At 37.2% G+C, this 12735-nt stretch carries 9 protein-coding genes; 7 read left to right on the plus strand and 2 right to left on the minus strand.

What is annotated here, in order from left to right; genetic code table 11:
• Positions 1-180: 180 nt before the first annotated feature.
• Complete coding sequence (gene pheT / locus HR057_RS07100; RefSeq protein ID WP_173730745.1) at positions 181-2607, plus strand: phenylalanine--tRNA ligase subunit beta; 2427 nt, start codon at positions 181-183, stop codon at positions 2605-2607.
• A 102-nt stretch (positions 2608-2709) separates the two neighbouring features.
• Here pheT and HR057_RS07105 read toward each other — a convergent pair whose 3' ends face one another.
• Both HR057_RS07105 and rnhC read right to left on the minus strand, forming a co-directional pair.
• A complete protein-coding gene (locus tag HR057_RS07105) occupies positions 2710-2982 on the minus strand; it encodes a phosphocarrier protein HPr (RefSeq protein ID WP_329955849.1) in 273 nt (90 codons plus the stop codon).
• 276 nt (positions 2983-3258) lie between these two features.
• The gene (gene rnhC, locus HR057_RS07110; protein WP_173730747.1) at positions 3259-4245 is read right to left on the minus strand and encodes a ribonuclease HIII; all 987 of its coding nucleotides are present in this window, start codon (positions 4243-4245) and stop codon (positions 3259-3261) included.
• 109 nt (positions 4246-4354) lie between these two features.
• On the opposite strand from rnhC, the gene HR057_RS07115 reads away from it, so the two are divergent.
• The 6 genes from HR057_RS07115 to HR057_RS07140 all read left to right on the plus strand — a co-directional run bounded on the left by HR057_RS07115 (position 4355) and on the right by HR057_RS07140 (position 12683).
• Positions 4355-4882, plus strand: coding sequence for a CvpA family protein (locus tag HR057_RS07115; protein WP_173730748.1), 528 nt, complete (start codon positions 4355-4357; stop codon positions 4880-4882).
• Between the two features lie 74 nt (positions 4883-4956).
• A complete protein-coding gene (polX, locus tag HR057_RS07120; protein ID WP_173730749.1) occupies positions 4957-6678 on the plus strand; it encodes a DNA polymerase/3'-5' exonuclease PolX in 1722 nt (573 codons plus the stop codon).
• Positions 6679-6801: 123 nt separating this feature from the next.
• The gene (locus HR057_RS07125) at positions 6802-9162 is read left to right on the plus strand and encodes an endonuclease MutS2 (protein WP_173730750.1); all 2361 of its coding nucleotides are present in this window, start codon (positions 6802-6804) and stop codon (positions 9160-9162) included.
• A 72-nt stretch (positions 9163-9234) separates the two neighbouring features.
• Positions 9235-9645: a DUF350 domain-containing protein gene (locus HR057_RS07130; protein WP_173730751.1), complete on the plus strand. Its 411-nt coding sequence runs from the start codon at positions 9235-9237 to the stop codon at positions 9643-9645.
• Positions 9646-9973: 328 nt separating this feature from the next.
• Complete coding sequence (locus tag HR057_RS07135) at positions 9974-11650, plus strand: AMP-binding protein (protein ID WP_173730752.1); 1677 nt, start codon at positions 9974-9976, stop codon at positions 11648-11650.
• Between the two features lie 259 nt (positions 11651-11909).
• Entirely contained in the window at positions 11910-12683 is a 774-nt protein-coding gene (locus HR057_RS07140; RefSeq protein ID WP_173730753.1) for an enoyl-CoA hydratase, read from the plus strand.
• Positions 12684-12735: the final 52 nt, after the last annotated feature.

Genomic DNA, 12735 nt, shown 5'->3' on the forward strand with positions numbered 1-12735 from the left:
ACAACAAAATATATTTCAGCATTTTTTATTAAGCTTGGAATTTCAAATGAACTAATTGCAAAATAAAAAAGCGGTGCGAAACTAACGATTCGATATAGTACCGCATGGCTTTCTCCCCATATGAACTAACTTTAGAAAAATGTGTACTTGAGCTAGACATATTTATAAGGAGGGTTAATTTTGTTAGTATCTTATAATTGGTTAAAAGATTATGTAGATCTAAGTGATATTACAGCTGAAGAGCTTGCGGATAAAATAACGAAAGCCGGAATTGAAGTTGAGCAAGTTGAAGTTTTAAATAAAGGAATTCAAGGTGTTGTAATCGGCCATGTGCTTGAATGTGCCAAACATCCACAGGCTGATAAATTAAGAATTTGCCAAGTGGATCTGGGAGAGGATGGGCCGAAGCAAATTATTTGTGGAGCACCAAATGTTGCTGCGGGACAAAAGGTTATTGTTGCTAAAATTGGTGCAGTTTTGCCTGGGAATTTTAAAATTAAAAAAGCAAAATTGCGCGGAGAAGAATCAAACGGAATGATTTGTTCTCTCCAAGAACTAGGCATTGAATCGAAGTTTGTTCCAAAAGAATATAGTGAAGGAATTTTTGTGTTTCCATTTGATGTAGAAGTCGGATCTGATCCACTCGAATATTTGAATTTGCATGATAAAGTGTTGGAATTAAGTTTAACGCCAAACCGTTCAGACGCATTAAGCATGCTCGGTGTAGCTTATGAAGTTGCAGCCATTTTAGGCCGCAGTGTGAAGTTGCCAAAACCGGCTGTTACTGAAACAAAAGAAAAAGCTTCTGATTATATTACTGTTTCGATCGATGCTAAAGAAGATTGTCCATATTATGCTGCTCGCTTAGTTAAGGGAGTAAAAATTGGCCCATCGCCATTATGGATGCAAATGCGTTTAATGGCTGCTGGCATTCGTCCTATTAACAATGTAGTTGATATTACAAACTATGTGTTAATCGAATATGGTCAACCGTTACATGCTTTTGATTATGACCGGTTAGGTTCAAAAGAAATTCTAGTCCGCCGTGCAAAACAAGGGGAAAAGCTTGTTACACTTGATAATCAAGAACGTACATTGAAGGAAGAACAGCTGGTCATTACAAATGGTACGGAACCAGTTGCTTTAGCAGGTGTGATGGGAGGAGCCAATTCCGAAGTTCATGAAGGAACGGTCAATGTATTAATTGAATCGGCTGTTTTTAATGGACAAACGATTCGCAGAGCTTCTAAAGATCACGGTTTGCGCAGTGAAGCAAGCATTCGCTTTGAAAAAGGAATCGACCCATTGATGACGAAGGAAGCATGCGATCGTGCCGCTCTTCTAATGGCAGAACTATGCGGTGGTGAAATTCTTGAAGGTGTTGTTGAAGCAAATTATTTGGATAAAGAACCTGTAAAAGTTTCTATTTCTACAGATCGCATTAATCAAGTGCTTGGAACGAGCATAGCAACAGAAGAGATTGCGAATATTTTTGCGAGGCTACAATTTGAATATACGGAACAAAATGGGGAATTTACTGTTACTGCTCCATCGAGACGACGCGATATTTCAATACCGGAAGATTTAATTGAAGAAGTTGCCCGCCTTTATGGCTATGATTTTATTCCAACGACGTTGCCAATCGGAGATGCTACTCCTGGTAAATTGACCGACTATCAAAGAAAGCGCCGTAAAGTACGCAGCTTCCTAGAAGGAGCTGGAATGACCGAAGCCGTAACATATTCTTTAACAAGCAGTGAAAAAGCTGAATGGTTCAAAGATGAAACAACAAAGGCAACGCCAATTCGCTTGTCAATGCCGATGAGTGAAGAACGAAGCACGTTACGCTTAAGTTTAATCCCACACTTGTTGGAATCTATTAGTCATAACAATGCTCGGCAAATTGACGATGTTGCATTATACGAAATCGGAAAAGTATATATTTCAGAAGAAAAAATCAATGCAGAACTTCCAATAGAAAGAGAAAATCTAGCAGGTGCTATTACCGGCTTATGGCACTCTCACTCTTGGCAAGGTGAGAAAAAAGCAGTTGATTTCTTCGTTGCAAAAGGTATTCTTGAAGGATTATTCTCAAAGCTGGGCTTAGAAGACCGAATTGTATATGAACAAGGCAAGAAAGACGGACTTCATCCAGGTAGAACAGCTATTCTTAAACTTGATGGAGAATATTTGGGCTATGTTGGCCAAGTTCATCCTGAAAAACAAAAAGAGCTTGACTTAAACCCGACTTACGTGTTTGAGTTAAATCTTCATAAACTGTTAAATACGGACGTTGACGCTATTAAATATGAAGCAATTCCGCGGTTCCCATCCATTTCTCGTGATATTGCTTTAGTCGTTGATGCAGACGTCTTAGCAGGCCAAGTGCAAGATGTTATAAAAGAAGCAGGCAGCAACTTATTGAAGGAAGTTAAAATTTTTGACCTATACGAAGGCGAACATTTAGAAAAAGGCAAAAAATCAATCGCATTTTCATTGCGTTATTTTGACCCGGAAAAAACTTTAACAGATGAAGAGGTTGCAAAAGCCCATGAAAAAGTATTAAAAGCAGTGGAAGAAAAGCTTGGAGCAGTATTAAGAGGATAACATTTAGACGAATGTGGTTCAGACGATGAAAAAGTCATTCTACAAGAAAAAAGCTGGGTTTGTCAAAAAGCAAGCTCAGCTTTTTTAATTTCTTATAATCACTTAAGACGGTTCACCTAAACTTTCTTTATTAAAAACCTCTTCTATTGCTTGCAAAGCTTCTTTTTCATCCGTGCCATTCGCTATAATTTTAATTTGAGCTCCTTTAGGAATTCCTAAAGACATGACACCCATAATCGATTTTAAGTTTGCTTTTTTATTTTTATATTCTATATTAATATCACAATTGAATTTACTTGCCTCTTGAATAAGAACAGTTGCCGGCCGTGCATGAATTCCTGTTTCTTTCGTAACTGTAAAAGTTTTTTCCATCATCCAATTTCCCCTTAAAAAATAAATTTGCAAAAGTTAAACTTCAACTATCATTATTTCCAAAACTTTTTATATCATGCTGTAAATTTAGTCACTAACAAAAACATTTTCCAATCGCCTTCATAAACCAATGATTAATTCTGCCCTCTGCCCGTATCAATGTTCATCCTAAAACATTTGAAAAGCATTAAGAAACTCAGAAAGGCAATGAGCATGTTGACAGGTAAGTTTATAGCCAAAAAAGTGGTCAAACGACACACTAAATTGCAATTAGTATTGTTACCTTTTGTTTAGGAGTTGTTTTGCTTTTTCCGTATTGGCAAAATGCAATTTGGCGACTTTGACTAAAGCTTCTTCACCAAACCTTTCAATAAATTCAGCAGCTTTCTTGTCAACGATTTCCCCAGCACCTTTTGGTAGTTCAAACCCAGCTAAACTATTAAGTTTTTCGAATTCTTTCACGAATGCGTATCTCGCAATAATTGAAGCTGCCGCAACGGCTATATGGATACGTTCCGCTTTTGTACTAAAGTAATAGTTTTTTGTTTTCCAAGGGATTTCTTTTCCATTTAAATAGCGAAAGAAAACATCTGGTTGGCAAAATTGGTCAATTAAAATCCCATCTATTTGAGAATCTCCGGAAACTCGGTCTATAACTTTGCTGATGGCTTGATTATGTAGAAGCGCTTTTATTTTTCCTTGATTCATTCCTTTTTGTTCAAGTTCGTTATATTTTTCATTACGCAAAATAAGCAAGCTGTGAGGAACGATTGGAATGATTTGTTCAGCAATTTTTACAATTTGGGAATCCGTTAAATCTTTAGAATCTTTTACCCCTAGTTCTTGTAATCTTTTAATTTGATCCCCTGCTACATATGCCGCTGCCACTGTGATCGGTCCGAAATAATCACCTGTGCCGACTTCATCGGAACCGATGATGGACATCTCACTCAAATTATATGGTAGCAAATTTTTCTCTAGTGCCTTCGTTATCGAACCTTTCTTTTTTGTAGACGAAGTATCAGCTTTTCCAGAAAATAATTGGTTATCGGCCTCGCTATTATTCCATTGAGCTACTTCTTCTTGAGCATTTTTTCCCTGAAATAAAACTTTACCGGATTTGTAAGCGGTAATCGTACATCCATTCGTTTTCGCTACAAATATGCTGCCCTGTGGCTTTGCGTCTATAATTGCCCCAATAGAATCGTAATACTTTTTCATTTCAGTCAATTTATGATTAGAAACAGTAATGACTGCATTTGACATCTTTTTTCTCCTTTATTGTAATTATTTTAAAATGATTTGTATTCGTGGTATCATTAAATCAATTATGTATAGTATTATGATATATTTTTAAGAGAGGGAAAAGCAAACGATGTTTGATATCATTTTGCTCTCCATCCTTGTCATTGGCTTTTTTATAGGTTTTCGGCGAGGGTTTATTCTTCAGGTTTTCTATTTTGCAAGTTTTATCGCAGCTATTGTTGTTGCGTACTTTTATTCGGATGATATTTCACCGTTCATAAAACTATGGGTGCCATTTCCGTCACTAAATGGAAATAGTGCTGTTTCCTTCTTATTTGACACAATTAAAATAGAAGAAATTTATTACCGGGCGATCAGTTTTGCAGCGCTATTTTTTGGTACAAAATTAACATTGCGCATGATTGGGTCAATGTTAAATTTTCTAGCAGATGTTCCGATTTTAAGGACGATCAATGGATGGCTTGGGGGCGCTTTAGGTTTGGTAGAAGTATATTTGCTTATGTTTATATTGCTTTATATAGCAAATTTATTACCGATCGATACCGTCCAAGCTTTCGTGAATGATTCTGTATTGGCAAAAGGAATGATCGAACATACACCGATTGTATCCGGCAAGCTTAAAGAACTTTCTTTTTAGTCCTCCATGTAATATACATGGGGGTTTTTAACGGGGATCGGACTTCTTTAATTTTTATTGAATAGGTGATTGATATGGAAATGAATAAAAAAGATATTATAAAAACTTTAGAGAAAATAGCGACATATTTAGAAATAAAAGGTGAGAATCCTTTTAAAGTTTCTGCTTATCGCAAAGCGGCAGCTGCTTTGGAAGCTGATGACAGAAGTATTAAAGATATAGACGATTTTTCTAAGTTAAGTGGGATAGGAAAAGGAACGGCTGCTGTCATACATGAACTATTGGATACAGGAAAGTCAACTTTGTTAGAAGAGCTCGAACAAGAAATTCCAAACGGTTTATTATCGCTCTTAAATCTTCCTGGTCTTGGTGGAAAAAAGATTGCTAAATTGTATCAAGAATTGAATGTTACCGATATTGAGAGTTTGAAAAAATGTTGTTTGGAAAATCAAGTTCAAGCTCTTCCTGGCTTTGGCAAGAAGACGGAAGAAAAAATTTTGGCAGCCATCGATGAGATGGGAAAGCGTCCGGATCGATTACCGATTTGGTACATGCTTCAAATCGCAAAAACGATTGAAGAGCAGTTAGAAACATTTACAGATATTATTCAATTTTCTCGTGCAGGAAGCCTCCGCAGGATGAAAGAAACGATAAAAGATTTAGATTTTATTATTGCTACTACAAATCCTCAAAATGTACGTGAGCAACTGTTAAAACTTGAACAAATAACTGAGGTGATTGCAAGCGGAGATACAAAAGTATCGGTAGTGCTGCGTTATGATTATGATGTATCTGTTGATTTCAGGCTAGTTGCTCCGCAAAGTTTCGCAACAACATTGCATCACTTCACTGGTTCAAAGGAACATAATGTAAAAATGCGTCAATTGGCAAAAGAACGTGGTGAGAAAATAAGTGAATATGGAGTTGAGGTGCTGGAAACAGGTGAGTTATTAACGTTTGATTCGGAAGAGGAGTTTTTCAAACATTTTGATTTAAAGTTTATTCCGCCGGAAATTAGAGAGGATCAAGGGGAAGTAGAAGCTGCTAAAGAAGGAAGTATTGACATTATTACGTTGGATAATATAAAAGGCGACCTCCATATGCATACAACATGGAGCGATGGAGCGTATTCCATTCAGGAAATGGTTGAAGCAGCAAGAAAGAAAGGCTATTCTTATATCGCTATCACGGACCATTCCCAATATTTAAGAGTTGCCAACGGGCTTACGGCGGAAAGGCTACGTAAACAGAGAGAAGAAATTAACCGATTGAATGAATTATATGATGATATTACGATTCTTGCCGGAGTTGAAATGGATATTTTGCCTGATGCAACTTTAGATTTCGATGATGAAGTTTTAAAAGAAATGGATATTGTTATTGGAGCGATTCATTCCAGCTTTTCGCAAGATCGTGATAAAATTATGGAGCGTCTCACTCGAGCGTTGGAAAATAATCATGTTGATATTATTGCCCATCCAACCGGTCGCTTAATTGGTAAACGAAAAGGTTATGATGTCGATTTAGATTTGCTAATTGAATTGGCCAAAAAGACGAATACAGCTCTTGAATGTAATGCCAATCCATATCGTTTAGATTTGTCTGCAGAATGGTTGAAAAAAGCTCAAGATGCGGGAGTAAAAGTTGTCATTAACACCGATGCTCATCACATAGATATGTTAAACCATATGGAGCTGGGAGTTAAGACAGCTAGACGCGGTTGGATTAAAAAAGAAACGGTATTAAATACATGGCCATTAGATAAACTATTAAAATTTTTACACGAGCGGCATTAATCATCTCGCTTTGAGAGCAACAATAGATAGGACAAGGCTCCTGTTTTAAATACTGAAGGGACAAGATAAAAAAACTTTCCTTAAGAAATACAGGGGCTCTTTGGACAAAGGAGGAAAATACAATTGAACGAGCGAGTTATTCGCGTTTTAGAATTCGATAAAATAAAGGAAGCATTGGCCAAACATGCTACTTCTTCATTAGGAAAAGAAAAAGCTGAAAATCTTCAGCCATCTAGCAATTTCGATGAAGTTGTGAAATGGCAGGAAGAAACGGATGAAGCGGTTAAAGTTTTAAGATTAAAAGGACAAGTTCCACTAGGGGGCATCTTCGATATTCGTGCAAGCTTAAAAAGGGCGCAAATTGGCGGCGATTTAAGTGCCAGCGAGTTGCTTGATGTTGCCAGCACGATTTATGCAGGAAGACAAATTAAAAATTTTATTGAAGCAATGGTCGAAGATGGTATTGAACTGCCGCTTTTAGATGATTATGTAAAACAAATAAAGCCGCTTGCGGAATTGGAGCGGAACATAAAAAATTGCATTGATGACCACGGTCATGTCATGGACGGAGCTAGTGATAAATTGCGAACGATTCGGCAGACATTACGGTCAACTGAATCCCGAATACGAGAAAAATTAGAAAATATGACAAGGTCTCAATCGGCACAAAAAATGCTTTCAGATGCAATTATTACAATCCGTAATGAACGTTTTGTAATCCCGGTCAAACAAGAGTATCGCCATGCATACGGTGGAATTGTCCATGACCAATCTGCTTCAGGAGCTACTCTTTTTATTGAACCGCAAGTAGTCGTTGATTTGAACAATCAATTGCAAGAAACGAAAGCTAAAGAAAAACAAGAAATTGATAGAATTTTGCATGAACTGACGATGTCTGTTGCTGAAGAAGCAGGACTGCTTTATGAAAATGTAGATATATTAGCTGAAATAGATTTTATTTTTGCAAAAGCTTTTTATAGTCAACATATAAAAGCTTCCAAGCCAAAAATGAACAAAAGAGGAATCATTAAATTATATAAAGCCCGCCACCCGTTGATTGATCCGAAAAATTGCGTTCCAAACGATATTTTTCTTGGTGAAGATTATTCGGCAATCGTCATAACTGGACCAAATACAGGCGGGAAAACTGTTACTTTAAAAACGATTGGTTTATTAACGCTGATGGCACAGGCAGGTTTGCAAATTCCTGCTCTTGATGATTCGGAGATGACTGTTTTTTCATCTGTTTTTGCTGATATCGGCGATGAACAATCAATTGAACAAAGTTTGAGTACTTTTTCTTCCCATATGACGAATATCGTAGAAATATTGAAACACGTTGATGAAAACAGCTTGGTTTTATTTGACGAATTAGGAGCGGGAACAGATCCTCAGGAAGGTGCTGCGCTTGCGATCGCGATTTTGGATGATGTCTACATGCGCGGAGCAAAAGTAGTTGCAACGACTCATTATTCTGAATTAAAAGCTTATAGCTATAATCGCACCGGTGTTATTAATGCCAGTGTAGAATTCGATGTTGAAACATTAAGTCCAACATACAAACTGCTTCTTGGAGTTCCAGGCCGAAGCAATGCCTTTGAAATTTCTAAAAGACTAGGACTTTCTGAAAGAATTATTGCGAACGCGAAAAATTATGTGAGCAATGAGACGAATAAAGTCGAGAACATGATTTTCTCTCTTGAACAATCGCAGAAAAAAGCGGAGCAAGAATGGATCGAAGCAGAAAAAATCCGTAAATATGCGGAAGAACTCCACCATGAACTACAACAACAGATCATTGCTTTTAATGAAGAGCGCAACAAGTTATTAGAAAAAGCTGAAGAAGAAGCAAGAGAAGCGGTTGAAAAGGCAAAGAAAGAAGCAGAAGCAATCATTAGAGACTTGCAAAAAATGAAACAATCCGCTGCCGATTCTATAAAAGAACATGAAATGATTGAGGCTAGGAAAAAACTAGAGGAAGCTGTGCCTAGTTTACAAAAAAAACATAAGCAAACGCCAACAAAAAAACAGATTAAGAAAAAACTTCTCCCAGGTGATGAAGTAAAAGTCATCAGTCTAGATCAAAAAGGCCATATCGTTGAAAAAATAAGTGAAGAAGAGTTTCAAGTACAAATCGGAATATTAAAGATGAAAGTAAAAGCAAATGATCTTGAATACATTAGCAGTCCGACACCTATTGAGAAAAAACCGCTGGCAACAGTAAGAGGATCTGACCATCATGTGAAACTAGAACTTGACCTTCGTGGTGAACGGTATGAGGATGCGATCGTTAAAGTTGAAAAATACATTGATGATGCTCTCCTAGCCAGCTATCCACGCGTTTCCATCATCCATGGAAAAGGTACGGGTGCCCTGCGCAAAGGTGTTCATGAATTTTTGAAAAATCATCGTCATGTAAAAAGCTTTCGTCTTGGAGAAATGGCTGAAGGAGGCAGCGGTGTTACTGTTGTCGAATTAAAATAACGGAGATGGGAAGGCGAGAAACGCCTCTTCCTTTCCGTTTACAAGAAAGATTCGTATTTGGAGAGATCTGTCATGAATAATTTCTGGGAAAATAATTTTGTTCAAACAGCAGCCAATTATAGCGTTGTCGTCCTCTCATTAATCGTTTTCCTTTCTATTTTTGAACTTGTTACAAAATACAATAATATGGAACAAATAAAAAATGGGAATCTTGCTGTTGCGTTAGCGACCGGAGGAAAAATATTTGGGATTGCCAATATTTTTCGATATTCCATTCAGCATAATGAATCATTAGCATCCACATTGTTATGGGGGATCTATGGTTTTATTTTGCTGTTGATTGGCTATTTTATTTTTGAATTTTTGACGCCAAAGTTTAACATTGATGAAGAAATTGAAAAAGGAAATACAGCTGTTGGTTTTATTGCGATGATTATTTCGATTGGATTATCATTTGTGATCGGCGCCAATATAGGATCATGACGGAACGAGGAGTGGAAAAGTCTTGGAGAAATTGGCAAAAATTTTGCTAGTCGTATGTGCGGTTTTTTTCATCATCGGAATTTATTATTGGATAACAAATGCGTAAGATGGTTAGATAGTTGGACAGGGGTTAGGTGGCAGGTATGTTTGATCTTAAATGTCCCTTCCACTGTCCAATGTTTATCAAATGATTGTCCTTCCCACATTTACCTCCTGCTTCATAAAACCTTTATTTCACAACTCAAACCGCCTACTAAAATAAAGAAATATTCCCATTGCAATCAGAATATATTCAAAATAAGAGATTGCAAGTAGGGGGTATGACAACATGGAAAAACCTTGGCTTTTTTTATACCCTAAAGAAATTCCCCATCACATTGAATATGAAGAAAAGCCTGTTTTTGCTTTCTTAGAAGAAGCAGCAGAAAGTGTGCCGCATAAAAATGCCATTCACTTTTTAGGAAAAGAACTTACATTTAAAGAGCTTTACGAATCTTCATTAAAATTAGCAAACTACCTTTCTGGACTTGGTGTCAAAAAAGGCGACCGCGTTGCAGTGATGCTGCCAAATTGTCCTCAAGCAGTAATAAGCTATTTCGGGGTTCTTTTTACAGGAGGCATTGTCGTTCTAACGAATCCTTTGTATACAGAACGTGAACTTGAACATCAACTTAATGATTCAGGAGCAAAGTGGATCATTTGTTTAGATTTATTGTACGAAAGAGTATCCAATGTAAAAAACGCAACGAAAATAGAACATATCATTGTTACAAGCATCAGAGACTACCTACCATTCCCCAAAAATGTCATCTATCCTTTTATTCAGAAAATACAGCACGGTAAAAATCTAAAAATTGCCCACGGTCAAACTACTCATCTATTCCAAAAAGCATTAAAAGAGAGCTCACCAGAAAAAATCCCAATCAACATTCAGCCAAAAGAAGATCTTGCAGTTCTCCAATATACGGGTGGCACAACCGGTCAATCAAAAGGAGCGATGTTAACCCATTTTAACCTAGTTTCTAATACGACGATGTGTGTGCATTGGATGTATAAAATGAAAAAAGGTGAAGAAAGAATTTTAGGAATTATTCCGCTTTTTCATGCGTTTGGAATGACAGTCGTTATGAATTTAGCAATTATGTTTTTTTCAAAGATGATTTTGCTGCCAAAATTTAATGTGAAAGAAGCACTCAGGACGATCGAAAAAGAAAAGCCAACCATTTTTCCTGGAGCTCCAACTATTTTTATCGCTTTGTTAAATGATCCAGATATCGTTGACTATGATCTTTGCTCGATTGAAGCATGCATTAGCGGCTCGGCACCGCTTCCTGTTGAAGTACAAGAACAATTCGAACAAATTACAGGTGGAAGGCTTGTGGAAGGGTATGGGCTGACTGAAGCATCACCGGTAACCCATGCGAATTTTCTATGGAAAGACTCAGGAAAAAAAGGAACGATAGGCGTTCCATGGCCAGATACAGAAGCTTTTATCCTTTCCCTGGATAAAAACGAACCGGCACCTCCAAATGAAATTGGTGAACTCGTTATTAAAGGCCCCCAAGTGATGAAAGGTTATTGGAAGCAGGAAGAAGAAACTGACAAGAGTTTTTACAAAGGAGAATGGCTGAAAACTGGAGACCTTGCTTATATGGATGAACAAGGATATTTTTATATAGTTGATAGGAAGAAAGATATGATTATTGCAAGCGGATTCAATATTTATCCACGTGAAATTGAAGAAGTCTTATATGAACATGAAGCAATTCAGGAAGCTGTTGTTGTTGGAATTCCTGACGAGTACCGTGGAGAAACTGTCAAAGCTTATATCGTGTTAAAGGATCAAGCGACCGTAACAGCTGAACAATTGGAACAATATTGCCGTGAAAAATTAGCACCGTATAAAGTTCCTAAGCAATTTGAATTCCGCAATGAACTTCCAAAAACCGCTGTCGGGAAAATTTTAAGGCGTGTGCTCATTGATGAAGAAAAACAAAAATCATGAACAACCGCTTGGTTGTTCTAATACATACATTTTTTATAGAAAAATAGATTATGAAAAAAATTCAAGCATCCGATGCAGGAAATTTTCAATTTATAGAGAAGTAAATATATAAAGTAAGGCAGTTTCTTTGTCCAAAATTGCTTTGAAATTTGCCAATATTCTAAAAGAGATTGTCTATATGCTCATATTAGAGCATATGATGGAAGTGGGTCTTGGTCATTGATTAATGATTTGAAGGGATGGGGAGGAATGGAAACGAATGAATTATTTTACTGTGCAAATTGAAGAAAAAGTTGCTACAATTATTTTAAATCGACCACCTGCCAATGCTTTAGCTTCAGATGTATTGAAAGAGCTTTCACTAGTTTTAGACGAAGTGGAAAAGAATGAAGATGTCCGCGTTCTTTTGTTAAAAGGAGAAGGAAGGTTTTTCTCAGCCGGTGCTGATATTAAAGAGTTTACAGAAGTTGATTCTGAACAAGGTTTCAAGGAAATTGCAGAGAGAGGCCAGCAGTTGTTCAATCGGATTGAAAACTTTCCTAAGCCGGTCATTGCAGCTATTCATGGAGCAGCATTAGGTGGAGGCTTGGAGCTTGCGATGGCATGCCATATTCGTTTAGCCGGAGAAAATGCGAAATTAGGATTGCCAGAGCTTCAGCTTGGAATTATTCCAGGTTTTGCTGGAACACAGCGTTTGCCACGTTTGGTAGGAGTTCCAAAAGCGGCAGAAATGATGTTCACAAGCGAACCAGTTACAGGTAAACAGGCTGCAGCACTTGGATTAGTTAACCATGCTTATCCTGAAGAAGTGTTATTTGAAGAAGCAGAGAAACTAGCACGAAAAATTGCTGCGAAAAGCCCGATTTCTTTAAGGCATACTATCGAATTATTGCAATATGCAAAAGGTGCTTCTTTTGAAAAAGGTGTGTCACAAGAAGCTAGTTTATTTGGGAAGATCTTTTTTACAGAAGATGCGAAAGAGGGCATCCAAGCATTTATTGAAAAACGTAGTCCTGAATTTAAGGGCAAATAAGTTGTTGTCGAAAACTGAGCGATCGCTCAACGAAGGAATGATATGCTGCAAA

Source organism: Calidifontibacillus erzurumensis (assembly GCF_013303125.1).
Taxonomy (GTDB): domain Bacteria; phylum Bacillota; class Bacilli; order Bacillales; family Bacillaceae_J; genus Calidifontibacillus; species Calidifontibacillus erzurumensis.

Coding starts and splice junctions, on each gene's coding strand:
- HR057_RS07105 (WP_329955849.1), bottom strand. CDS start 2,982: ATGATGGAAAAAACTTTTACAGTTACGAAAGAAACAGGAATTCATGCA.
- rnhC (WP_173730747.1), bottom strand. CDS start 4,245: ATGTCAAATGCAGTCATTACTGTTTCTAATCATAAATTGACTGAAATG.
- HR057_RS07115 (WP_173730748.1), top strand. CDS start 4,355: ATGTTTGATATCATTTTGCTCTCCATCCTTGTCATTGGCTTTTTTATA.
- polX (WP_173730749.1), top strand. CDS start 4,957: ATGGAAATGAATAAAAAAGATATTATAAAAACTTTAGAGAAAATAGCG.
- HR057_RS07130 (WP_173730751.1), top strand. CDS start 9,235: ATGAATAATTTCTGGGAAAATAATTTTGTTCAAACAGCAGCCAATTAT.
- HR057_RS07135 (WP_173730752.1), top strand. CDS start 9,974: ATGGAAAAACCTTGGCTTTTTTTATACCCTAAAGAAATTCCCCATCAC.
- HR057_RS07140 (WP_173730753.1), top strand. CDS start 11,910: ATGAATTATTTTACTGTGCAAATTGAAGAAAAAGTTGCTACAATTATT.